Raw genomic sequence first — 21,946 nt, forward strand, 5'->3', positions numbered from 1 at the left:
CGTCATCCCCCCACCAGCGGAACGAGCTTCAGGAACGTGACCTCGGTGCCGAGGCCGAGCTCGACCTCCTCCTCCGCGTCGGTGACCTGGCGTTCCCCCACCAGCACCAGGAAGCCGTTGCCCGCGAACGCCCGGAGCGCCAGCTCGCTCTGCGCCTCCGGATCGATCCGGCGCGGCGTGCGCAGGGCGTACCCGTTCAGCACCCGCTCGGCATCGTGCGGCCGCACCAGCCCCTGGAACACCTGTGGTGCCTTCGCGTTGTACTCGGCGACCTCCTGGAACACCCTGCGCCGGATCAGCTCACGCACGGTGAGCCTCTCCTCGAGAACCTCCAGTTCCCACCCGTCGCTCCGGTCCCCAGCCGTCGTCTCGTCGACGAACATCACGATTGCCATGCCGTGAACAGTACGGGCCTACTCTGACACTGACGTTCGACAGAGTGGTGCGGGACTGCTGGAGCCGAGCCACCCGTGCCTTGGCCGGCAGGCCGACCGGACCGGAGGGTGGGGCGCCCGGAGGGGTGCCCCACCCGTGCGGCCCGCTAGCCGGCGTGGAGGGCGAGGGTCGGGGAGAGGCGGGCGGCCCGGACGGCCGGGTAGAGGCCGGCGACCGTGCCGATGAGCAGGGTGGCGGCGAAGCCCCCGGTGACGGCCCACGGGGGGACCACCCAGGGCAGGCCGCCCGAGGCGGCGAAGGCGTAGGTGGCGGCCGCGCCCAGGGCCACGCCGGCCAGTCCGCCCAGCCCGGAGAGCAGGAGGGACTCCGTCACGAACTGGAGGCGGATCTGGCCCCTGGTGGCGCCCAGGGAGCGGCGCAGTCCGATCTCGTGGCGCCTCTCCAGCACCGAGATGATCATCGTGTTGGCGACCCCGACGCCGCCGACCAGGAGCGCCACCCCGCCCAGCCCGAGCAGGAGGTCGGTGAACGCCCCCTCGGTGGCGGCCTTGGCCTGGAGCGCCGAGGAGGGGTCGGTGACCTGCACGTTGTGCGGGTTCTGCGGATCGACGGTGCGGGGGATCAGCTCGCGGACCGCGCTGACCGTCCGGTCCGTCGACCGTTCGTAGATCTGGGTCGGGTGGCCGTCGAAGCCCAGCAGCGTGCCGGCGCCGTCCCAGCCGACCAGGGCGGCCCGCTCGATCTCGGGGGCCAGCGGCAGCGGGTCGAGGATGCCGATGACGGTGAAGTACCGGCCGCCGATGTGGACCTGCTGGCCGGGGGCGGTGATGCCCAGGCGCTGGGCCGCGACGTGTCCGAGCACCGTCGACGGGTAGCGCCCGTTGGCCTCGTTGAGCCAGGTGCCCGAGCCGACCGCGCCGCGTACGACGTCCAGCAGTCCTTCGGTGGCGGCCTTCACGGTGATGCCGCCGGTCTCGTCGTCGGGGATCTTCTCGCTGCGCCGGACGGACTGCGCCAGGTCACCGGTCGCGCCGACCTGCTCGACCCCGGGGACGCGGCTCAGCATGCCGACCGACTCCTCGGGCAGCTTCACCTTCTCGCCGAACAGCCCCTGGCCGGGGGAGGCCACCAGCAGGTTGGTTCCCAACCGGTCGAGCTGACGCAGGAGTTGGGCCTTGCTGGAGGAGGAGATGCCGACCACCGCGATCATGGTGGCGATGCCGATGGCGATGCCCAGCGCGGACAGCACCACCCGCAGCGGCCGGGTGCGCAGGCCGGCCGAGCCGACGTGGAGGACGTCACGGGGGCCGAGCCGGGCCGGGGAGAGCCGTGTGCGGCTCATCGCTCCCCACCCCGATCGGCCGGGACGGCGGCGCCGGTGCGCAGGTCCGCCACGACGCGGCCGTCGCGGATCCGGACCTGGCGGGGCAGGCTGTCGGCGATCTCGCCGTCGTGGGTGATCACCGCGATGGTGGCACCGTCGGCGTTGAGGTCGTGCAGCAGCTCCATCACCGCTTCGCTCGAGGCGGAGTCCAGCGCGCCGGTCGGCTCGTCGGCCAGCAGCAGGTCCGGCTCGCCGACCACCGCCCGGGCGATCGCCACCCGCTGCCGCTGGCCGCCCGACAGCTCGTGCGGCCGGTGGTGCATGCGGTCCGCGAGCCCGACCCGCTCCAGGGCCAGGGCCGCGCGCCTGCGGCGCTGGGCGCGCGGCAGGCCCGAGTAGAGCAGGCCCTCGGCGACGTTGTCCCGGGCGCTGACCCCGGCCACCAGGTGGAAGGACTGGAAGACGAAGCCGATGTGCCGGGCGCGCAGGGCGGACAGCCTGCGGTCGGAGAGGGCGGCGACGTCGTGGCCCGCCAGGGTGACGGATCCGGCGCTGGGCCGGTCCAGGGTGCCGACGATGTGCAGCAGGGTGGACTTGCCCGACCCCGAAGGGCCGACGATGGCGAGCAGTTCGCCGCTTCCGATGCGCAGGTCCACCCCCTGCAGCGCCACGACCCCGCCCGGATACTCCTTGGTGACCTGGTTCAACTCGACCACCGCGCTCATGACGTGGGCACCCCGACCTTCATTCCCTCGGCCAGGCCGGTCCCGCTGACCTCGACCCGGCCCTGTCCGAACATGCCGAGCTCGACCGGGACTTCGCGCGCCTTCCCGTTCTCCACGACCTGGACGCCGAAGCCCCCGCCGGTCAGCGCGAGCAGGGCGTTGACCGGTACCGTCAGCACGTCCTTGCGGACCTCGCCCTCGAGCTCGACGGTGACCGGCGCCCGGTCGAATCCCTCCGCCTGCCCCGGGTCGTCGAAGACCACCCGGGCGGTGATCTTGGCGGGCTTGTCCTGGGAGCCCTGCTCCTTGCCGTCCTCACCGATGGTGCGGTCGACGGAGGCGACCCTGCCCTTGGCCCTGCCGCCGCCGGGCAGAGCGACCTCGACCCGGGTACCGGGCTTGGCGAGGTCGGCCCGGGAGACCTCGATCCTGATCTGCACCTGCCGTTCGGAGCCGGTGGTGGTGAGCACCGGCTTGCCTGGAGCGGCCTGGTCGCCGACGGCCGCGTCGTTCTTCTTGATCCGCACCGGACCGGGCGAGAAGGCGATCTGCTCGGGGCCGATCTCGCCGGTCTGGGCCAGGCCGTGGGCCTTCTGCCAGCGCTTGACCGCCTCCACGGTGCCGGGGGTGAACTCCTCGTCCGCGGCCAGCCCCTTGCCGTGGCCCAGGGCGCGGAGGTTCTCCTTCAGCTGTCTGACGTCCGGCCCCTTGTCGCCGGCCTTCAGCGTCCGGTACACGGGACGCTCGCCGACCATGAGCCGGACCTTCCGGCCGTCGACCTCGTAGAGGACCCCGTCGCGTTCCACCAGCGCGCCGGCCTCCGGGAGCCAGGTGAGGGTGCCCGTCACACCGGCGTTGAACCGGCGCTCCTCGGCGTACCCGAGCGTCCCGTCCACCTGGGTCCGGCTGCTCAGGTCCTGCCGTTCCACCGAGCCCGTGCTCGGCGGCAGCCCGTCCGTGCGGTCCGTGCCGGCGCTCGCGCCGCCGCCGGTCTGCGAGAGGGCCGTGACCCCGCCCACCAGCGAGACCGAGGTGACCAGCGCGGCGATCAGGTACGTTCGGCGGCTCCGCCCGCGCTCACTCCGCATTCTGACCACTGCACGCCTTGTTCGCCTTGTCGAACCTGTCCTTGTCGGGGCCCTCCGGGACCTTCATCGCCTGTCCCGACATCGCCGAGTCGCCGTCGAACTTCGGGTCCGGCATGTCCACACCGTTACCGCGCATGCACTGGGCGAACTTGAGAGCCCTGTCCTTGTCGGCCTGGGACATCTTCGCGCCGCCCGCCCCACCGGCTCCACCGCAGGCCTTGAGGGCTTCCGCCATCTTGTCCTGGCCGCCCTCGAGGACCAGGCCCCGCGGGTCCTGGCCCGGCTCCGGCTCCTTCACCTGGGCGCCGTGTTCGCGCAGGCACTTACGGTGCTCGTAGGCCTGGTCCGCCGCCGCGCCCCTGCCCGACGAGTCCGAGCCGCCGCCCCCGCCGGAGCCCGTGGCGCCTCCGCCACAGGCCGCGGTGAACAGCGCCATCCCCGCCACCAGCACGGCCGCCGCGCCGTACCTGTGGTTCCGCATGTGGTTCCGCATGGAATTCCTCCGTGTCCGATTGCGAGTGGCCGGCCACCGTGTCCGATACGTCTCCGATACCGGGTGACCGACGACGCAGAGGCTGGCACGCACCCGCGTTTCGCCGCTGTCAGCCGAGACCTTTACGGCGACGAAAGGTGGCTTTCAGGTACACCTGATGTCATGCGTGTACTGATCGTGGAGGACGAGGAATTCCTGGCGGACATGATCGCCGAGGGATTGCGGCGCGACGCCCTGGCCGTCGACGTCGTGTACAACGGCGCCGACGCGCTGGAACGGCTGCGCCTCACCGACTACGACGTGCTCGTACTCGACCGCGACCTGCCCGGAGCGCACGGCGACGAGGTGTGCCGGAGCGTCGTCGAGCAGCGGCTGCTGACCCGGGTGCTGATGCTCACCGCCGCCGGCACCGTCCGCGACCGCGTCGACGGCCTGGACCTGGGCGCGGACGACTACCTCACCAAGCCGTTCGCCTACGAGGAACTGCTGGCCCGGGTCCTGGCCCTCGGCCGCCGCACCCACCCCGCCCTTCCGCCGGTCATCGAACGTGCCGGCATCACCCTCGACACCGCCCGCCGCCAGGCCTTCCGGGAGGGCCGCTACCTCGCCCTGTCCCGCAAGGAGTTCGGCGTCCTGGAGGTGCTGATGCAGGCCGAGGGCGCCGTGGTCAGCGGTGAGGACCTGATCGACCAGGTGTGGGAGCGGAACATGGGATACCGCACCAACGCGGTCCGGGTCGCCCTCAGCAAACTCCGCGCCAAGCTCGGCGAGCCCTCGGTCATCGACACCGTGCCCGGCCACGGCTACCGCATCGGCGTCCCGGCGTGAGGCGCTCCGCCCCGGTCGGCCCGAACCGCCTTCCGCTGCTTCCGCTGCCGGGCAGAGCACGCCCGCGGCGGCCCGGCAGAGCGCGCCCGCGGCTACCGGGCAGAGCTCGCCCGCGGCTGCCGGGCGGGGAGCGGGGCCGGCTGACCATGCTCTACGGCGGGCTGCTCGTCCTCGCCGGGGCGATGCTCATCGTCCTGGTCAACTTCCTGGTCCGGGAGGGGCTGTACACCTCGATCAGCACGGCCGTCGCCGTCGAACCGCGACTGGCCACACTGGCGACCCCGGACCCGGCCGCGGCGGCGAAGACCCTCATGGTGGGAACCGCCGCCCCCGCGAACGCCCCACCCGGGAGCGCCCCCGCCGGAACCGACCCCGCCGACGGCGGACAGTCCCACTTCCAGGCCGTCAAGGTCGTCACCCAGGCCGCCGAGCAGGCCGCCCAGAACCAGCTGCTGACCGTCTCCCTGATCGCCCTGGCCGCCTTCGCCGTCATCTCGATGGCACTGGCCTGGTGGATGTCGGGACGGGTGCTGCGCCCGGTGGCGGTGATCACCAACACGGCGCGGCGGCTCTCGGGCGAGAACCTGCACGAGCGGATCGCCCTCGACGCACCCCCGGGCGAACTCAAACAGCTCGCCGACACCTTCGACGACATGCTCGACCGCATGGAGCAACTGGTCGGTGCGCAGCAGCGGTTCGCGGCCAACGCCGCACACGAACTGCGCACCCCGCTCGCGGTGCAGCGGGCCGCGGCCGAGATCGGGCTGGCCACCGGGGACCCGGCCGCCGTCGCCCGGGTCCGCCGCAAACTGATCGAGGTCTCCGAGAGCAGCGAACGGCTCATCGAGGGCCTGTTGTTGCTGTCCGTCTCCGACCAGAGGCTGGACCACCGCGAACCGGTCGCACTGGACCAACTGGCCCGCGCGGTGGCCGCCGAGTGCGCCGCCCCGGAGGAAGCCCGGGCGAACGGCGTCACCGTCCGGACCGACACCGCCCCCGTGTCCGTCGAGGGTGATCCGGTGCTGCTGGCACACCTGGTACGCAACCTGGTCGGCAACGCCCTGCGCTACAACCACGACGGCGGCCGGGTCGACGTCGACGTGCGCGACGGCGTCCTGGAGGTCGCCAACACCGGCCCCCAGGTGCCGCCGGAGACGGTCCCCTACCTCTTCGAGCCCTTCCGCCGCCTCCAGGAGCGTCGGCACAGCCCGCGTGAGGGCGCGGGCCTCGGCCTGTCCATCGTCGCCTCCATCGCGCGCGCCCACCACGCCACCGTCACCGCCGACCCCGGCAGCACGGGCGGACTGCGCGTCCGGGTCGAGTTCCCCACGGCCTGACCCGGCGGCCAGGGGCACCCGCAGGGCACGCGATCGGCCTCGCCCACCGCCCCAGCGCCTACTGGGCGCTGGGTTCCCGGGTCGCCGTGCGGTAGAAGTTCAGCGAGACCGGTCCCTTCGTGCTGGTCGCCTCCGGGCTCTTGCCCGTCATCTTCCGCTTCTCGGCAGCGTGGTACCGGAGGTCCTTGACGCTGTCCGCCGGCGGGACCGGATTGTCGGCCTCGAAGAGCTGGGAATGTCCCGAGTCGGCCACGACGAAGGTGTCCCCGTGCATGTTGGCCTGGCTCTCGCCCGCGTCGCCGAAGTTCGCCGCCACCAGGATGTGGACGCCTTCGTACGGTTCGTTCCAGAGGCTCTCCGCGGCGTTGTCCGAGCATATTTGGAGGCGGACCTGAACGCCCTTCACGGTGGTCTCGAAGTTCTCCTGCCCGATGGCGAAGAAGCCTTGCTCCATCTCCTCCTGTGAACGGTCCGGAGCTCCTCCCCAGTCCGGCGCCTCGAAACGCTTCGTGTAGGTCTTCGGATCCTGGCCGCCCTGGAAGACACGCGCGTAGTTGTCGAACACGGTCACGTTGCCCGACCCGTCGGGGTCAGGTCCTTGCTCCCAGATCTCCTCCAGCTCCGCTACCGAGTCCTTGGCGTATCCGTTGTCGGCACCCATGTTCTCCTTGAGCCGCTTCCGGCCCTCCTGCTGGTCGGCGCGCGCCTGGTCCGATTCGTGCGCGTCGAGGGAACGTCGGCGGCCGATGGTTCCCGGCACCACCAGGTAGTTGCTGGGCAGGATCGCCAGGCGGTCGGCGAGCCACTCGTCCACGCCGGCCGCCTGGTCCCCGCTCAGGAAGTGGGTGCCCTGGCCGCTGAAGTAGTACTCCGGCGCGGTGAAGATGTACACCTGCTCCGGGTCGTACCGCTTGCTCCATTCGAGGAACGCGGTGTCCAGGGCCTCGCCCAGGAGCTTTTTCTTCTTCTCCAGCTCGACGGCCGACCACTGCGCACCCGCTTTCATCACCTTGTCCGTGGGGGCCTGGACGCTGGCGATGTGGACACCGGTCCTGTCCGCGCCGATCTCCGTGTCGTGGGGATCGAACGTCTCGCGCGCCCACGGCTCGGTGCTCCCGAGGCGCCCGCCGGCGGCCTCCGCGAGGTTCGCCGCGACCTCGCGGTCCTCCTCCGCCGTCGCGCGCTGCACCGCTACGTCGGTACGGGTGCCGACGGCGGCTCCGCCCTCGGTCCGCGCCGGCGGAAGCACCGACCGCCGCATGACGCGAACGGCGTTGGCCTCGGCCTCGCGTTCGAAGCGGTCGGAGGGGTCGGAGACCTTCAGCCCGGTGCCGTCGTCCGTTCCGGCGACGGGGCCCTGGCGCTGCTGGATGACGTGGGTGAGTTCGTGGGCGAGGGTGTGCTTGTCGCCGCCGCCCTCGCCGATGACGACGTGGTGGCCGGAGGTGTAGGCGCGGGCGCCCACGTCCACTGCCGAGGCCCGCGCGGCCGCGTCCGTGTGGATGCGGACGTCCGAGAAGTCCGCGCCGAGCCGGCCTTCCATCTCGGCGCGCGTGCCGTGGTCGAGCGGACGCCCCGGGGAGCGCAGCACGTCCTGGACGGTGGAGCGCTGAACGGCGTGTTCGGTCTGCCCGTAGTCGAATTCGTCGCCCTGCCTGGGCTCTTCCTGAGCCCCTGGCCGTCCGGTCCGGCGGAGCATCCGGACGACCGCCGCGTTGCCGACGCTGCGCTGGAGGGCCAGGAGAGGCGGCGCGCCCCCGATCGCGGGCTTGCTCGCCGGTGGACGGCTGCGCTCGGCCTCATCGGTCTTCGCGCTGTGCTGGGCGTGCATGGTCTCCCTCTCGCACGGCAGGCGGTCACCCTCCTGACTAACAGACGGGCAGGAGCTCCACCAGAGGCGCGAAGGCAGTCCGGGCTGCCTGATCGGGCACGACGCGCTGCCCGTCGCGCAGACACGGCCACCGTTCGGCCGTACGCCATCGCCCTGCGCGAGGGCCTGTTGCGGCACCCGGCCTCCGGTGCGGGCCGCACTTGCCCCCGGGTGGGCTGCGGGACGAGGCTGGAGGGGAGAGGGAAACGGGTGCGGGAGGCGTCGCTCGTGGACGGAGACGAGCCTGCCGGCCGGTCCGCCGGCGGGCACCGGAGTGTGCCGCACACGGCCGACCTGCGGGTCGAGGCCTGGGCGCCGACGGCGGAGGGCTGCATCGGCGAGCTGGTGCACGGCGTCGTCGGCAGTTTCGCCGACCTGGCCGGCGCGCGGATCGTCGGTGAGCGCGGCTGCACGGTCCTCGCGGTGAGCGATCCGGACCTGCTGGCGGGCGTCCTGGAGGAGGTCGTCTACCGGATGGACGTCGACGGCGAGCTGCCGGTGGCGGTGGCGGTCGGCCCGATCGAGGGCCTGGACGGCGCCCGTCGGGTGGCGGTCCGGTTCCGGATGGCCGACGCCGCCACAGCCGCCCTGGTCGGCGCCGTGCCGAAGGCCGTCTCACTGCACGACCTGGACCTGAGCGCCGGGCCGGACGGCTGGACCTGCCAGGCCACGGTGGACGTCTGAGCCCGGTCCCGGCGCGGTGGGCCGGAGCCGCGGGAGCGGGGTGAGCGAGGTGGAGATCGCACTGACCGAGGCCGGCCGGTACCGCTGGCGGATCGAGCCGCGCCCGCCGATGCGGGTGCCCGGGGTGGTGTTCGCGAGCGCCGCGCTGCTGCCGCAGGCCGCCGGGGACAAGGCGCTGGAGCAGGTGGCGAACGTGGCGGCGCTGCCCGGGATCGTCCGCGCCTCCTTCGCGATGCCGGACGTGCACTGGGGCTACGGCTTCCCGATCGGCGGGGTCGCCGCGACCGACGTCGAGCGGGGCGGGGTGGTCTCGCCGGGCGGGGTGGGCTTCGACATCTCCTGCGGGGTCCGGCTGCTGGCGGCCGGGGTCAGCCGGGACGAACTCGACCCGGAGCGGATCGGCCGCCTGATGGACCTGCTGGACCGCACCGTCCCGCGCGGCCTGGGCCGGGGTGGCCTGTGGCGGCTCGGCGGACCGGAGGAACTGGACGAGCTGCTGCTCGGCGGCGCCCGCTACGCCGTCGAGCACGGCCACGGCGTGCCGCGCGACCTGGAACGCTGCGAGGACCGCGGCGTGCTGGCCGGCGCGGCCCCCGGGGAGGTGAGCACCCGGGCCGTCGAGCGCGGGCTGCAGCAGGTCGGCAGCCTCGGCTCGGCCAACCACTTCCTGGAGGTGCAGGCCGTCGACCGGGTGCACGACCCGCGGACCGCCGCCGCCTTCGGACTGCGGCCGGGACAGGTCTGCGTCATGATCCACTGCGGCTCGCGCGGCCTCGGCCACCAGATCTGCACCGACCACGTCCGCGCCATGGACCGCGAACTGCACCGCTACCGGATCGAGCTCCCGGACCGCCAGCTCGCCTGCACCCCGGTCGACTCCCCGCGCGGCCGTGCCTACCTGGGCGCCATGACCGCGGCCGCCAACTACGGCCGGGCCAACCGGCAGCTGCTCGCCGAGGCGGCCCGCCGCGCCTTCGCCACGGTGCTCGGCGTCGGGCTGGAGCTGGTCTACGACGTCTCGCACAACCTCGCCAAGCTGGAGACCCACGAGGTGGACGGCGAGCTCCGGACGCTGTGCGTGCACCGCAAGGGCGCCACCCGGGCGCTGCCGCCGGGCGACCCCGACCTGCCCGCCGACCTGGTGGAGGCCGGGCAGCCGGTGCTGGTGCCGGGCACCATGGGCACCGCCTCGTACGTCATGGTCGGCCTGCCCGGCAACGAGGCCTTCCGCTCCGCCTGCCACGGCGCCGGGCGGGTGCTGAGCCGCCACCAGGCGCTGCGCACCGTGCGCGGCGAGCGGCTGAAGGGCGAGTTGGAGGCGCGGGGGATCGCGGTGCGGCCGGCCTCCTGGCGGGCGCTGGCCGAGGAGACCCCCGAGGCGTACAAGGACGTCGACGCGGTGGCCGCCGTGACCGAGGCCGCGGGGCTCGCCCGGCAGGTCGCCCGGCTGGTGCCGCTGGGGGTGTGCAAGGGGTGAGACACCCTCCGTTTCGGCCGCGTCCCTCGACTCGCCCGGCCGAGCGCGCTTGGATGTCGGACGCGTCCGTCACCGGGGCGCGTCCGGCGACGGATCGCATCCCGTCGCCGGAGCCCGTCCGGCACCGTCGGGCGCGTCCCTCACAGGAGGTGGTCATGCCGGGAAGCCCGGATCCAGCCGTCGACCGCCGGGGCACCGGAGGCGGTCCGGTGATCGAACTGCGGGCGCTCACCAAGCGCTACGGCAGTACGGTCGGCATCGAACAGCTGGACGTGTCGGTCGAGGCCGGCGAGGTGTTCGGCCTGCTCGGCCCCAACGGCGCCGGCAAGACCACCACGCTGCGCTGCCTGGTCGGCCTGCTCGGCCCCAGCGACGGGCAGGTGCGGGTGCTCGGTCTGGACCCGGTGGCCGACCACGGCCTGCTCGCCCCCTCGATCGGCTACCTGCCCGGCGAACTGCGGCTCTACCCCGAACTCACCGGGCAGCAGACCCTCGACCTGCTCGCCGCCCTCCAGGGCGCCCCGGTCCCGCGCCAGCGCGAGCTGTGCGAGCGGCTGAAGCTCTCCCGGGCCGACCTGGCCCGGCCGGTGGGGCAGTACTCGCGCGGCATGAAGCAGAAGCTCGGACTCGTCCAGTCGCTCCAGCACCGGCCGCCGGTGGTGGTGCTGGACGAGCCGAGCGAGGGGCTCGACCCGCTCGTCCAGGAGACCTTCTACGAACTGCTCGCCGAGGAGGCCGCGGCCGGGCGGACCGTCCTGCTCTCCAGCCACGTGCTGCCCGAGGTGCAGCGGACCTGCGGCCGGGTCGCCATCGTCCGCCACGGCCGGCTGGTCACCGTCCGCTCGGTGGCCGAACTGCGCCAGGCCCGGGCCCGCCGGGTCCGGCTGCTCCTCGACGACGGGCGGGGCGCCCGGCCGCTGGGCGCCGCCGAGCGGTGGTCCCCGCGCTGGGACGGCCTGCGGGTCGAGCTGCTGGTGCCGCCGGACGAGGTGGTCGCGGCGGTGCGCAGCCTGCTCGCCGAACTGCCGGTCGCCGACCTGACGGTGGAGGAGGCGGGCCTGGACGAGGCCTTCCTCGACCTCTACCGGTCCGTCGGGGCCGAGGAGCCTTCGACCGGCGGCAGCCGGCCGGAGCGGGAGGAGCGGCCGTGAACCCGGGCACCGTCAACCGCCGCCTCCCGCTGGTCTGGCTCGCCCTGCACCGGCGGCGCCGGATGCTGCTCTCCCTGCTGTTCGGCATGGTCGTCTTCGAGGCCCTGATCGTGGTGATCGCCGGGACCATCCCGCCCGGCGACCTGTTCGGCGGCGGCCGCACCCCGCCCGGCGCGTTCAAGGCCTTCAGCGGTTCCAACGGCGACGTCTCCATCGCCAGTTACCCCGGCCTGCTCGGCGCCGGGCTCACCCACCCGTTCTGGATCGCCCTCCAGCTGACCGTGATCGGCTCGCTCGGCGCCGCCGCCGTCGCGGCCGACGTCGAGTCCGGCACCATCGAGCTGCTGATGACCCGCCCGGTCTCCCGCCGCCGGCTGCTCGCCGAGCGGACCGGCGCCCTGGTCGCCGCCTCGGTGCTGCTCAACGCCGCCGCCACGCTGACCCTCGCGCTCGGGGTGGCGGTCTCCGCGCCGCTGCGCGAGGCCGTCCCGGAGGGCGCGGTCTTCACCGCCGGACTGCTCGGCTGCGCCCTCGCGTTTTGCCTGACCGGACCGGTGCTGGCGGTCTCCGCGGTCAGCCGGCGGCGGGCCCATGTGGTCGGCGCGGCCGTCGCCTTCGGCGCGGTCGGTTTCGCGCTCAACTTCGTCGCGCTGGCCTGGTCCCCGGCCCGGCCGTTGCGCTACCTCAGCCCGTTCCACTACTACGCGCCGGGCGACGTGCTCGGCCACGGCGGGGTGCCGTGGGCGGCGTTCGGCGTGCTGCTCGGGGTGGGGCTGCTCGGGCTGGTGGCGGCCTTCCGGCTGCTGGAACGGCGGGACCTGGCGGTCTGATCCCGGGGCGCGGTGTGTGGCTGGTGGGCGGCCGGTCGGCGGGGCGCGGCCGGTCAGCCCCAGGTGCGGGCCGCGGCCAGCAGGTGTTCGCGGACCAGGGCCACGTGCGGGTTGGCCGAGCCGGCCGGGCGGCGCACCAGGTAGGCGGTGTTGATCGGCGGATCGGCCGGCTCGTGCAGCAACCGCAGGGCCCCGGAGGCGAGTTCGGCCCGGCACAGGTAGCCGGGCAGCACGCTCCAGCCCGCGCCCGCGGTCACCGCCGAGAGCAGCGCCCGCAGGTCCGGCACGGTGACCGCGGCCCGGGCGTGCAGCCGCCGGTCGAAGACGTGCCGCCAGTAGCGGCGGGCGATCGGCAGGTCCTCGGCGTAGCTGAGCAGCGGTGCCTCGGCCAGCGCGTCGGGCAGCTCCCGGCCGGCCAGCCGCTCGGCCCAGACCGGGGCCGCGACCAGGACGAACTCCTCGTCGGCGAGCGGTTCGGCGAGCAGCGTCCGGCCGCGCGGACGCCGGGTGGCGACCACCAGGTCGTGCTGCCCGGCGCGCAGTTCCGCCAGCAGCGGGTCGGTGAGCCCGCCGGTCACCCGCAGCTGGACGCCCTGCGCGACCAGCGGGGCCAGCTCGGCCAGCAGGACGGTGCCGAGGAACTCGGCCGGCCCGGCCAGGTGCACCGGTTCCGGCGCGCCGCCGCAGCGTCCGTCGGCGAGGCCCGCGAGCCGGTCCAGGGGCCCGGCCAGGCGGGCGGCGAGGTCGTCGGCGTACGGCAGCGGGCTGACCCCGCGGGCCCAGCGTTCGAACAGCTCCCGGCCGAGCCGCTGCTCCAGTGCCCGGATCTGCGCGGTCACCGTGGACTGGGAGAGGCCCAGCAGGTGCGCGGCTGCGGTGAAGGAGCCCGCCCGGTGCACGGCGAGGAAGGTCCGCAGCTGGTTGAGGTCCAGCGGGCCGGAGCCGGTGGCCGGGCGATCGCTCATGCCCGTGAGCGTACGGGATTCCGATGGCTCGGCGGTGGGCCCTGGGGTGGGCCCGATGGTGGATTCCGTGGTCAGTTCGGTGCTGAGCTTGGCGACCGGCTCGACGGTCCGGGTGAGGTATCGGAATTCCGATGCCTCGTATCGCGTGGCCCATTGGTTCCCGCGGGCCGGGCGCGTCTAGCGTCGACCGCGTGAGCGCCGCGGCGGACCGTCGTGGCGGAGACCGCGGCACCCCCGGAGGCACACCCCCATGGCCGACATCCTGTTCGTCCTGACCGGTTCGAAGGTCTGGACCCTGAACGACGGCACCGAGCACCCGACCGGCTTCTGGGCGGAGGAGGCGCTCGTCCCGTACCGCGCCTTCACCGAGGCCGGCCACCGGGTCGCCGTCGCCACCCCCGGCGGTGTCGTCCCGGTCGCGGACCGGGCCAGTCTGACCGACCCGGCGATGGCCGAGGAACTGGCGGGGATCGCCGAGTTCCGGCAGCCGCTGGTGCTGGCCGAGGTCGACCCGGCCGACTACGACGCCGTGTTCTACCCCGGCGGCCACGGCCCGATGGAGGACCTGGCGGTCGACGCCGACTCCGGCCGGCTGCTCACCCGGGTGCTCGCCTCCGGGCGCCCGCTCGGAGTGGTCTGCCACGGCCCGGCCGCGCTGCTCGCCGCGCGGACCGAGGACGGCGGCTCGCCCTTCGCCGGGTACCGGGTGACCGGCTTCACCAACGCCGAGGAGACCCAGGCCGGCCTGGCGGACCGCGCGCCGTGGCTGCTCCAGGACCGGCTGGTCGGGCTCGGCGTGGACTTCGAGGAGGGCGAGCCCTGGGCGCCGCACGCGGTGGTCGACCGCAACCTGGTGACCGGTCAGAACCCGGCCTCCTCGGCTCTGGTGGCGACCGGGCTGCTGCGGCTGCTGAAGGACTCGGGGAAGTAGGGGAAGTAGCGGCGGAACGGCCGGTCCGTGCGGTCGCCCGTGCACGGGAGCTGCCTGAACGGGTGAGGAGCCCACGGCGGGTACGGCGCGGGCATGCGCCCGCGCCGTACGGCCGTCCACGGCACCCGCCCTCGGACTCCCCGTCCGGCCGGGCCCCGTCAGTGCAGGTCGTAGGCGGTGAGGGGGTGCCCCGCCCAGATCCGGCGGGCGGCCTGTTCCGGGTAGCGGACGGTCTCCGAGCGGGCGTCCAGGACGCGGGTGAGCTGCAGCTCCGGATCGAAGGCGGGCCACCCCGGTTCGCCGGTGGTGGCGAACCGGACCCAGGCCCGGCGCAGCTCCGCCGAGACCCGGACGGCCTCCGGCGGGGGCGGGTCGCCGAGCGACTGCCGCGCCGTCGGGCTGTCCAGGCTGCCGAACGCGAGCGGTACGTCCAGGCCGTGGCAGGCGCCGAGGACGCCGCCGAGGGCGGGGGCGGGCAGGGCGAGCTCGAAGAGGTACGAGGTGCCGCCGGCGGCCGCGTTGGCCTCGGCCAGCCGGAGGGACGGCACCCGGAACAGGGCGTCGGAGCCGACGGCTTCGAGGAGTTCGGAGGGCGTCGCGCCGGGGAGGGCGGACCGGTAGGCGTCCGGGCCGCCCGGCGTCGGCGCGAACGCCTTCAGCATGCGCTGCGCCTCCTCCTCGGTGAAGCCGCCGTGTCGGCCGCTGAGGACGCTGAACAGCCGGAACTCGTCCCGGGTGTGACCGACCAGCAGGTCCACGCCGGCGGTCAGCGCCGACCACGGGGAGCCCGGCAGGATCTCGCCGTCGACCACCGGGACGGTGGCGATGCCGCTCCGTGCCAGTCGGCCCCAGCGTGCGACGTGGTCCGGCAGCGCGGCATTCAGCTCGGTGACCGCCGAGGCCAGGCGCCAGGGGTGCACTTCGGCCAGCGCGGCGGCGGTGGGGACGGTGCCGAGCAGCTTCGCGAGCTCGGCGGTGACCTCGGCGGCCAGTGCGGGCGTGCAGTGGTTGCCCGGCACCGAGTGGGCGACGGCCCGCCGGAACAGGCCGCGGGCCGGGTCCATCGCCAGCAGGGCGGCGACCGAGCCGGCGCCCGCGGACTGCCCGGCGACGGTCACCCGGGCCGGGTCCCCGCCGAACCGGGCGATGTTGCGCCGCACCCAGTGCAGGGCGGCGATCTGGTCCAGGAAGGCCCGGTTGGCCGGGGCGCCCTCCAGCAGGGCGAAGCCCTCGGCGCCCACGCGGTAGTTGACGGCCACCACGACGAGCCCGGCGGAGGCCAGGGCGGTCGGGTCGTACAGCGGGTCGCCGGCGGTGCCGGACATGAACCCGCCGCCGTGGATCCAGACCAGGACCGGCAGCCCGGCCGCGCTCGGATCGGGCGTGCAGACGTCGAGCGTCAGCCAGTCGGTGTCCTCGGACGGCTCGCCGGACCCGGCGGGCATCGGCCCGGACTGGGGGACGACGGGGCCGAAGGCGATGGCCTCGCGGACGCCGTCCCACGGCTCGGGGGCGGCGGGGGCGGCGAAGCGGAGGGCTCCGACGGGCGGCTGGGCGTAGCGGATGCCGCGGAAGACGGCGAGTTCCCGGCCGCCTCGCTGCTCGTGGTGCTGCTCCGGGTGCTGTTCCGGCTCGCGCCGCGGCTCCCAGCGGCCGCGGACGAGTCCTTCGGTGGTGCGGATGACGGGCTGCTCCGACACGTGGACGCTCCTCCCTCGGAAGGCTTCCCACGTTATAGGTCAGCTGTATTATGTCAAGCGTATGGAAAAGATCCCGCAGGGTCCGCGGCTTCCGCGGCCCGCGGGCAGTCCGAGGAGCCGCCGCCGATGCCCAAGCAGGTCGACCACCGGGAACGCCGCGAGACGATCGCCCGCGCGCTGTGGCGGGTCGTGGAGCGGCGCGGCGCCACGCACCTGACGATGCGCGAGGTCGCCCAGGAGGCGGGCATCTCGCTCGGGCAGCTCCAGCACTACTTCGGCTCCCGGGCGCAGATGCTCACCTTCGCGATGGACTTCGCCGGCGAGCAGAGCGGGCTGCGGGTCGGCCGGGCACTGGCGGAGCTCGGCGAACGGCCGCACCCGCGCGACGTGCTGCGGGCGATGCTGGTCGAGCTGCTGCCCCTGCACGCCGACGCGCGGGCGACCAGCCGGATGAGCGCCGCCTACGTGCTGGAGGCGCTGCACGACGAGGAGGTCCACGCGCGGGCGCGCGACGGACTGCTCCAGGGGCGGGCGATGGTCGAGGGGATCGTCCGGCAGGCGATCGCCGACGGGCAGCTCGCGGCCGACCGCGACCCGGTGGTGGAGACGGACCTGCTGCTCGCGCTCACCGGGTTCACCACGCTGCTGGAGCTGGACGTGGTCGAGCCCGCCGCCGTGCTCACGGCCGTCGACCGGCACCTGGACCGGCTGTTCGCGGCGCCGGGTGGTGCGGGCGGTGCGGGCGGTGCGGGCGGTGCCGTCGGCGGTCGGTGAGGGGGCGGCGGTCGGTCCGGGGCCCGGGGGCCCGGGGCGGGGCGTGGCAGGCTACCCGGGTAGCACCGCCGCCCGCGACCAGGAGCACCGCCATGGACCGACCCGCCGCCCTCCGACCCGCCGCCCTGCGCCTCGACGCCACCGCCTCCGGACACCCGGCGGGCATCCTGGACGCCGCCGAGCGGGCCGAACGCCGGGGCATGGACCGGCTGGTGGTCGCCGAGACCGCGTACGACCCGTTCCTCCAGCTCGCCCGGGCGGCGGACCGGACCGAGTCGATCGAGCTGGCCACCGGCATCGCGGTGGCCTTCGCGCGGACCCCGATGACGCTCGCCTACCAGGCCTGGGGGCTGCACGCGGCCTCCGGCGGACGGGCCGTCATCGGGCTGGGCTCGCAGGTCAAGCCGCACATCGAGAAGCGCTTCGGGATGCCCTGGGACCGTCCGGCCGCCCGGATGCGCGAGTACGTGCACGCGGTGCGGGCGATCTGGCACAGCTGGCAGACCGGCGAACGGCTGCGCTTCCGGGGCGAGTTCTACACCCACACGGTGATGACGCCGGTGTTCTCGCCGGATCCGGTCCCGTCCGGGGTGCCGCGCATCCTGTTGGCGGGCGTCGGGCCGCTGATGACCCGGACCGCTGGGGCGGTGGCCGACGGCTTCCTGAGCCACCCGTTCTCCTCCACCGCCTACCTGGCCGAGCAGGTGCTGCCGCGCCTGACCGAGGAACGGGCCCGGGCCGAGGCGGAGGGCGCCGCGTGGACGGGGCGGCCGTTCGAGATCGTCGGCAACGTGCTCACCGCCACCGGCCGCACCGAGGAGGAGCTGGCGGCCAACCGGGCCGCCACCCGCGAGCGGCTCGCGTTCTACGCCTCCACGCCGGCCTACCGCCCGGTGCTGGCGCAGCACGGCTGGGAGGGGCTCCAGGAGGAGCTGCACACCCACTCGGTTCGCGGGCGCTGGGCGGAGATGGCCGCGCTGATCGACGACGAGGTGTTCGACGCCTTCGCGGTCTGCGGTCCGGTCGAGGAGGTCGCGGGGGAGATCCACCGCCGCTACGCGGGGCTGGTCACCCGGCTGTCCGTCAGCCTCCCCGAGGACGCCGACCCGGAGCTGGGCCTGGACGTCCTGGCGGCGGTGCGGGCGCTGGGCCGACCGGAAGCGGACGCCGGATGATCGGGATGGACGGCCGACCGGGCACAGGGTGATGAAGTCCGGGCAGATTCGTGCAACGCGTTTCCGGTGGTGAGGGCGGGCGGCAGGATCGCGGTGGCAGGCAGGGCCGTCCCCGCGAGGACCGGCGGCCCCGGACCTGCCGCGTTGTGCGGGGCCTGTCGTGCCGTGCGGACCGTTGCGCCGTACGGCCTGTCATGCCTCGGCCACCCGTTGCCGATCGTGGGGGTGTCCGCGTGTCCGTGTCCGACAACCGTCCGGCCGACTACGACCTGGCGGAGCGCTGGGACCCGGGAGCGAAGGCGTACGTCGACGCCCTGGCCGACCCGGACGAGTTCCTCCGCGTCTGCGCCGAGCTGACCGGCTTCGACGTGCCCGAGCTGCGCTCCACCGGCATGGCGGACGAGCACCACCGCACCACGCTGGCCCACCGGGTCCGCGACGAGCACGCCCTGGTCCACCTCTGGTACGTCGGCGCCTGGCCCGGCGAGGCGCCCTCCTCCGCCCGCGCCCACGACCAGGGGCTGGTCTGGCGGACCTTCCACGCCGTCCCGCCCGGCGCCGCCGCCCCCGGGCACGGCAGCTGGGCCGGCGCGCCCCGGGGCGCCGAGGTTCCGGGCCCCGAGGTCCGGGGAGGGGCGGAGATCCTGGGCGGGGCCGGGACGTCGGGAGGCACCGCATCGCGGGGCACCGGGGCAGTGGCACCGGAGAACGGCGGTGAGGGCCGGTGACCGCCCGTTGGGACGCCGTCGTGGTCGGCGCGGGCTTCGCCGGGACACTGGTCGCCCACCGCCTGGGCGCACAGGGCTGGCGGGTCCTCGTCCTGGAGGCCGGCCGGGCCGCGCCCACCGGCGCCGAGGCCGCCACCGCCCACCGAGCGGCCGGCGGCGGACCGCCCACCTCGCCCTACTCGCACAGCCCCGAGGCGCCGTCACCCGACGTCACCGACCTCACCGGGAACCCGGACGGCGGCTTCACCGCCACCGGCCACCTCCGCCAGTACGGGCCGCTGCCCTACGCCAGCGGCTACCTGCGCGCCAACGGCGGCACCGGGCTGCTCTGGACCGGACTCACCCCGCGCATGCACCCCGAGGACTTCCGCACCGGCGACCTCGGCCACGGCCGCAACTGGCCGATCGGCTACCACGACCTGGAACCCCAATACCGCGAGGCCGAACGGGAACTCGGCGTCGCCGCCGACGCCGAGGAGCAGCGCCGTGCCGTCGGACTGCCCATCCCGGACGGCTACGACTTCCCGATGCGGGCCATCCCGGCCAGCTACCTCGACCGGCAGCTGGCCCGGGCCCTCGACGGCCGGACCGTCCGCGATCCCGCCGTGCCCGGCCCCGCCCGGCTCGCCGTCACCGCCACCCCGCACGCCCGCAACGGCGTGCCGACCAGGCCCGGCTCCGCCGACGGGCCGCTCTGCGCGGGCAGTTCCAGCTGTGTCCCGGCCTGCCCGAGCGGGGCCAAGTACACCCCGATGCGTACCCAGGCCCGCTGGGCGGCCGGGGTCGAACTGCGAACGGAGGCCGTCGTCAGCCGGGTGCTGGCCGACCCGGAGACCGGGCGGGCCCGGGAAGTCGAGTACCTCGCCGGCGGCACGACCCACCGGGTGACGGCGGACCTGGTCGTCCTCGCCGCGCACGCGATCGAGAACGCCCGGCTGCTGCTCCTCTCCGGTCTGGCCGACCGCAGCGACCAGGTCGGCCGGAACCTGATGGACCACCCGGCCCTGCTCACCTGGGGGCTGATGCCCCGACCGGTCGGCCCCTACCGGGGGCCCGGCTCCACCAGCGGCCTGGAGGCGTTCCGCTTCGGACCCGGGCGGGACCGCCGGGCGCCGTTCCGGATCGAGATCGGCAACTGGGGCTGGTCCTGGGCGGGCGGCGCGCCGGAGGCCGAGGCGGCGTCGCTGCTCGCGGCGGGCCTCCGGGGCAAGGAGCTCCGGGAGCGGCTCGGCGACCGGCTGGGCCGTCAGTTCTCGCTCCAGTTCGAGCTGGAGCAGCCCGCCGACCCGGCCAACCGGGTCACCCTCGACCGGGACCGGCGTGACCCGCTCGGCCTGCCGAGCCCGGCCATCCGCTACGACGTCTCCGAGTACGTCCGCGAGGGCATGGCCTCGGCCCGGGCCGTCTCCGACCAGCTGTTCGCGCTGCTCGGCGCCGAGGACCACACCGCCTACCCGGCGGCCGGATGGCCGGGACGGCTCGAACACCGGGGAACCGTCCACGGCTACCGGGGCGCCGGCCACGCCGGTGGCACCCACATCATGGGCGACTCGCCCGCCAACTCGGTGGTCGACCACTGGCAGCGGTGCTGGGAGCACCCCAACCTGTACGCCGTCGGCTGCGGGTCGATGCCCTCTCTCGGCACCTCCAACCCGTCGCTCACCATGGCCGCCCTCGCGCTGCGCAGCGCCGAGCGGATGCACCGCGACCTGCTGGAGCTGCACCGCCCGGCGGCGGTGGCGCCCCCGGCCGCCAGCCGTGTCCCCGTAGCGCCCGTGTTCTCACCCGCGTTGACCCCGTCGTCGCCCCCCTTGCCGTTCTCCTCGCCGTCCTCCTCGTCCCCCTCGTCCCCCTCGTCCTCGGAGCCCTCATGACCGGCCTGCCGCTGCCGCCCGTACCGGAGCCGTACCACCTGCCCTTCCACTACGGTGCGTTGCACAACGTCGGTGTCGACTACTTGGTCGACCGTGCGCGGGCGAGTGAACTGCTCGCCAAGCGCCACCCCGGGCTGAGCGTCGCCGCCTTCGACGGCGGGGCCTGCGTCTCGCTCAACTTCCAGCTCTACTTCGCCCAGTATCCGAACGGCGGCGGCATCACCCAGGAGCTGGAGATCAACCTGATCGCCCACCCGGTCTTCGCCGAGGAGCGGATGCCGGTGGTCAACTACGGCCAGTACGCCCGGGGTTACGACCAGACCAAGCTGCTCGGCATCGCGCGGCTGCACGTGCTCTGCGACAACCCGCTCGCCATCGACGCCGGGCGCCGGCTGTACGCCGAGCCCAAGCACCCGGGCTGGTTCGAGACCACCCTGCCCTCCCTCAACGCGCCCGACGTGCGCGAACGCTGGTCGGTCTCCTGCCGTCGGGCCGCCCTCGGGCCGGACGGGCTGAGCCGCCACGACGAGGAACTCCTCGCCCTGGACGTGAACCTGGTGGGCCTCACCCCCGAGTCCGTCAACAACACCCCGATCACCGGCTACGGCACCGACGACGAGGGCAAGCTGCTGGCCGGCCCGCTCAACGTCTACCAGCCCTACCGCTACTACGCCCTGGACGACCGCACCGCCGACCGCGTCCGGCTCGACCTCGGCAACCCCGCCGAGGAGTCCGCCCGCGACCTCGCCCACCTGATCGCCGACGCCCCGGCCGCCGGAGTCTGGACCTACCAGTCCCCGCCCGTCGCCGCCCACAACCGCGCCTACTACGTCCGGTGACGGCCCCGGGCTCGGCTACCGTCTTCGCCCCGGGCGGCACCGCCGTACGGCGGGATGTCGCCCACGGCCGGGTCTGGTCGGCCATGCCCTACACCGTGCTCGTGGACAACGGCGACGTCCTGACCCTCACCGCCCGCCCGGGGACGGAGAGCCTGGCCCCGGCCAGCTGGACCGTCGCCGCGTACGCCGGAGACGACGCCCTGCGCCTGGACTGCGTTCACGACCTCGCCTCCGGCCGGTGGGAACTCGACCACTGGACCTGGCGCGACACCGTGGTGCTCAGCCGCTTCACCGCCGGAGTGCCGTTCAGCGTGCACCGTTTCCTGACACCCGACGGCCGGCCGCTGCGCTGGTACGTCAACTTCGAGCGCCCGTACCGCCGGACGGCCATCGGCATCGACACCCTCGACCTCTTCCTGGACCTCGTGATCACCCCCGATCTGTCGTCGTACAGCTGGAAGGACGAGGACGAGTACGCCCAGGCCCGGCGCCTCGGCGTCGTTGACGAGGCCACCCACCGGCAACTGGACCGGGCCCGGGAGCTCGCCCTCGCCCAGCTCCGGGACCGCACCGGCCCGTTCGCCCCCGACCCGGACGCCTGGACGCTCCCGCCGGAGGGACCGCTGCCCACCGTCCCGGCCACCGCCCTCAGCACCCCCGCCGGAAAGTGGGATGAGGGCGGATCAGTGGACTGTTAGGGTCGCGCCCCTGCACGAAGGACGGCGAGGGGCAGACGTGACGGCCGCGGCGGACAGGA

Annotated in this window: 21 protein-coding genes; 13 read left to right on the plus strand and 8 right to left on the minus strand. The window is 74.4% G+C overall.

Annotation, left to right across the window (positions count from 1 at the left end; genetic code table 11):
* Window positions 1–2: 2 nt before the first annotated feature.
* The 5 genes from ACFVU7_RS36310 to ACFVU7_RS36330 all read right to left on the minus strand — a co-directional run bounded on the left by ACFVU7_RS36310 (window position 3) and on the right by ACFVU7_RS36330 (window position 4,026).
* Window positions 3–395, minus strand: a complete 393-nt coding sequence (locus ACFVU7_RS36310; RefSeq protein ID WP_074003552.1) for a hypothetical protein — start codon at window positions 393–395, stop codon at window positions 3–5.
* 146 nt (window positions 396–541) lie between these two features.
* On the minus strand, window positions 542–1,738 hold the full coding sequence (locus tag ACFVU7_RS36315) for an ABC transporter permease (RefSeq protein ID WP_388049714.1): 1,197 nt from the start codon (window positions 1,736–1,738) through the stop codon (window positions 542–544).
* A complete protein-coding gene (locus tag ACFVU7_RS36320; protein ID WP_074003550.1) occupies window positions 1,735–2,445 on the minus strand; it encodes an ABC transporter ATP-binding protein in 711 nt (236 codons plus the stop codon). The genes ACFVU7_RS36315 and ACFVU7_RS36320 overlap by 4 nt, the downstream gene beginning before the upstream one ends.
* Window positions 2,442–3,533: a peptidoglycan-binding protein gene (locus ACFVU7_RS36325; protein ID WP_388049717.1), complete on the minus strand. Its 1,092-nt coding sequence runs from the start codon at window positions 3,531–3,533 to the stop codon at window positions 2,442–2,444. Before ACFVU7_RS36325 ends, ACFVU7_RS36320 begins: the two co-directional genes overlap by 4 nt.
* Window positions 3,523–4,026: a hypothetical protein gene (locus tag ACFVU7_RS36330; RefSeq protein WP_117486478.1), complete on the minus strand. Its 504-nt coding sequence runs from the start codon at window positions 4,024–4,026 to the stop codon at window positions 3,523–3,525. The genes ACFVU7_RS36325 and ACFVU7_RS36330 overlap by 11 nt, the downstream gene beginning before the upstream one ends.
* A 162-nt stretch (window positions 4,027–4,188) precedes the next feature.
* Here ACFVU7_RS36330 and ACFVU7_RS36335 point away from each other — a divergent pair, with 162 nt between their 5' ends.
* Window positions 4,189–4,854, plus strand: a complete 666-nt coding sequence (locus tag ACFVU7_RS36335) for a response regulator transcription factor (RefSeq protein ID WP_049650922.1) — start codon at window positions 4,189–4,191, stop codon at window positions 4,852–4,854.
* A gap of 146 nt (window positions 4,855–5,000) precedes the next feature.
* The gene (locus ACFVU7_RS36340; protein WP_380741682.1) at window positions 5,001–6,191 is read left to right on the plus strand and encodes a sensor histidine kinase; all 1,191 of its coding nucleotides are present in this window, start codon (window positions 5,001–5,003) and stop codon (window positions 6,189–6,191) included.
* Window positions 6,192–6,249: 58 nt separating this feature from the next.
* Here the strand turns inward: ACFVU7_RS36340 and ACFVU7_RS36345 are convergent, their stop codons facing one another.
* Window positions 6,250–8,022: a DUF4157 domain-containing protein gene (locus ACFVU7_RS36345; protein WP_388049720.1), complete on the minus strand. Its 1,773-nt coding sequence runs from the start codon at window positions 8,020–8,022 to the stop codon at window positions 6,250–6,252.
* Between the two features lie 315 nt (window positions 8,023–8,337).
* Here ACFVU7_RS36345 and ACFVU7_RS36350 point away from each other — a divergent pair, with 315 nt between their 5' ends.
* The 4 genes from ACFVU7_RS36350 to ACFVU7_RS36365 all read left to right on the plus strand — a co-directional run bounded on the left by ACFVU7_RS36350 (window position 8,338) and on the right by ACFVU7_RS36365 (window position 12,203).
* Window positions 8,338–8,745, plus strand: coding sequence for an archease (locus tag ACFVU7_RS36350; RefSeq protein ID WP_234348327.1), 408 nt, complete (start codon window positions 8,338–8,340; stop codon window positions 8,743–8,745).
* A gap of 49 nt (window positions 8,746–8,794) precedes the next feature.
* Window positions 8,795–10,222 carry an RtcB family protein gene (locus ACFVU7_RS36355; RefSeq protein WP_388049723.1) on the plus strand — a complete coding sequence of 476 codons (1,428 nt, stop codon included), beginning with the start codon at window positions 8,795–8,797 and terminating at the stop codon, window positions 10,220–10,222.
* Window positions 10,223–10,377: 155 nt separating this feature from the next.
* The gene (locus ACFVU7_RS36360) at window positions 10,378–11,373 is read left to right on the plus strand and encodes an ABC transporter ATP-binding protein (protein ID WP_388049726.1); all 996 of its coding nucleotides are present in this window, start codon (window positions 10,378–10,380) and stop codon (window positions 11,371–11,373) included.
* Window positions 11,370–12,203: an ABC transporter permease subunit gene (locus tag ACFVU7_RS36365; protein WP_074003543.1), complete on the plus strand. Its 834-nt coding sequence runs from the start codon at window positions 11,370–11,372 to the stop codon at window positions 12,201–12,203. The genes ACFVU7_RS36360 and ACFVU7_RS36365 overlap by 4 nt, the downstream gene beginning before the upstream one ends.
* A 53-nt stretch (window positions 12,204–12,256) precedes the next feature.
* Here the strand turns inward: ACFVU7_RS36365 and ACFVU7_RS36370 are convergent, their stop codons facing one another.
* The gene (locus tag ACFVU7_RS36370; protein ID WP_388049729.1) at window positions 12,257–13,168 is read right to left on the minus strand and encodes a LysR family transcriptional regulator; all 912 of its coding nucleotides are present in this window, start codon (window positions 13,166–13,168) and stop codon (window positions 12,257–12,259) included.
* 250 nt (window positions 13,169–13,418) lie between these two features.
* On the opposite strand from ACFVU7_RS36370, the gene ACFVU7_RS36375 reads away from it, so the two are divergent.
* Window positions 13,419–14,099, plus strand: coding sequence for a type 1 glutamine amidotransferase domain-containing protein (locus ACFVU7_RS36375; RefSeq protein WP_388049732.1), 681 nt, complete (start codon window positions 13,419–13,421; stop codon window positions 14,097–14,099).
* Window positions 14,100–14,257: 158 nt separating this feature from the next.
* Here the strand turns inward: ACFVU7_RS36375 and ACFVU7_RS36380 are convergent, their stop codons facing one another.
* Window positions 14,258–15,799, minus strand: coding sequence for a carboxylesterase/lipase family protein (locus ACFVU7_RS36380; RefSeq protein ID WP_388049735.1), 1,542 nt, complete (start codon window positions 15,797–15,799; stop codon window positions 14,258–14,260).
* A gap of 126 nt (window positions 15,800–15,925) precedes the next feature.
* Between ACFVU7_RS36380 and ACFVU7_RS36385 the strand changes: the two genes are divergently transcribed.
* From ACFVU7_RS36385 to ACFVU7_RS36410, 6 genes are all read left to right on the plus strand, one after another.
* Window positions 15,926–16,573 (plus strand): TetR/AcrR family transcriptional regulator, encoded by a 648-nt coding sequence (locus ACFVU7_RS36385; RefSeq protein WP_388049737.1) that lies wholly within the window; start codon window positions 15,926–15,928, stop codon window positions 16,571–16,573.
* A gap of 92 nt (window positions 16,574–16,665) precedes the next feature.
* Window positions 16,666–17,748, plus strand: a complete 1,083-nt coding sequence (locus ACFVU7_RS36390) for a TIGR03617 family F420-dependent LLM class oxidoreductase (RefSeq protein WP_388049740.1) — start codon at window positions 16,666–16,668, stop codon at window positions 17,746–17,748.
* 233 nt (window positions 17,749–17,981) lie between these two features.
* Window positions 17,982–18,476: a hypothetical protein gene (locus tag ACFVU7_RS36395; RefSeq protein ID WP_388049743.1), complete on the plus strand. Its 495-nt coding sequence runs from the start codon at window positions 17,982–17,984 to the stop codon at window positions 18,474–18,476.
* Window positions 18,473–20,350, plus strand: a complete 1,878-nt coding sequence (locus ACFVU7_RS36400; protein WP_074003537.1) for a GMC family oxidoreductase — start codon at window positions 18,473–18,475, stop codon at window positions 20,348–20,350. The genes ACFVU7_RS36395 and ACFVU7_RS36400 overlap by 4 nt, the downstream gene beginning before the upstream one ends.
* Window positions 20,347–21,189, plus strand: a complete 843-nt coding sequence (locus ACFVU7_RS36405; protein WP_049652491.1) for a hypothetical protein — start codon at window positions 20,347–20,349, stop codon at window positions 21,187–21,189. The genes ACFVU7_RS36400 and ACFVU7_RS36405 overlap by 4 nt, the downstream gene beginning before the upstream one ends.
* Complete coding sequence (locus tag ACFVU7_RS36410) at window positions 21,186–21,887, plus strand: DUF402 domain-containing protein (protein ID WP_388049747.1); 702 nt, start codon at window positions 21,186–21,188, stop codon at window positions 21,885–21,887. The genes ACFVU7_RS36405 and ACFVU7_RS36410 overlap by 4 nt, the downstream gene beginning before the upstream one ends.
* Window positions 21,888–21,946: the final 59 nt, after the last annotated feature.

The organism is Kitasatospora sp. NPDC058046, assembly GCF_042885595.1.
GTDB lineage: Bacteria > Actinomycetota > Actinomycetes > Streptomycetales > Streptomycetaceae > Kitasatospora.

Excerpts from the sequence above, each read along its gene's own strand:
- ACFVU7_RS36320 (WP_074003550.1), bottom strand. The coding sequence starts at position 2,445 with ATGAGCGCGGTGGTCGAGTTGAACCAGGTCACCAAGGAGTATCCGGGC.
- ACFVU7_RS36345 (WP_388049720.1), bottom strand. The coding sequence starts at position 8,022 with ATGCACGCCCAGCACAGCGCGAAGACCGATGAGGCCGAGCGCAGCCGT.
- ACFVU7_RS36315 (WP_388049714.1), bottom strand. The coding sequence starts at position 1,738 with ATGAGCCGCACACGGCTCTCCCCGGCCCGGCTCGGCCCCCGTGACGTC.
- ACFVU7_RS36375 (WP_388049732.1), top strand. The coding sequence starts at position 13,419 with ATGGCCGACATCCTGTTCGTCCTGACCGGTTCGAAGGTCTGGACCCTG.
- ACFVU7_RS36330 (WP_117486478.1), bottom strand. The coding sequence starts at position 4,026 with ATGCGGAACCACATGCGGAACCACAGGTACGGCGCGGCGGCCGTGCTG.
- ACFVU7_RS36360 (WP_388049726.1), top strand. The coding sequence starts at position 10,378 with ATGCCGGGAAGCCCGGATCCAGCCGTCGACCGCCGGGGCACCGGAGGC.
- ACFVU7_RS36385 (WP_388049737.1), top strand. The coding sequence starts at position 15,926 with ATGCCCAAGCAGGTCGACCACCGGGAACGCCGCGAGACGATCGCCCGC.
- ACFVU7_RS36370 (WP_388049729.1), bottom strand. The coding sequence starts at position 13,168 with ATGAGCGATCGCCCGGCCACCGGCTCCGGCCCGCTGGACCTCAACCAG.
- ACFVU7_RS36390 (WP_388049740.1), top strand. The coding sequence starts at position 16,666 with ATGGACCGACCCGCCGCCCTCCGACCCGCCGCCCTGCGCCTCGACGCC.
- ACFVU7_RS36340 (WP_380741682.1), top strand. The coding sequence starts at position 5,001 with ATGCTCTACGGCGGGCTGCTCGTCCTCGCCGGGGCGATGCTCATCGTC.
- ACFVU7_RS36335 (WP_049650922.1), top strand. The coding sequence starts at position 4,189 with ATGCGTGTACTGATCGTGGAGGACGAGGAATTCCTGGCGGACATGATC.
- ACFVU7_RS36405 (WP_049652491.1), top strand. The coding sequence starts at position 20,347 with ATGACCGGCCTGCCGCTGCCGCCCGTACCGGAGCCGTACCACCTGCCC.
- ACFVU7_RS36325 (WP_388049717.1), bottom strand. The coding sequence starts at position 3,533 with ATGCGGAGTGAGCGCGGGCGGAGCCGCCGAACGTACCTGATCGCCGCG.
- ACFVU7_RS36310 (WP_074003552.1), bottom strand. The coding sequence starts at position 395 with ATGGCAATCGTGATGTTCGTCGACGAGACGACGGCTGGGGACCGGAGC.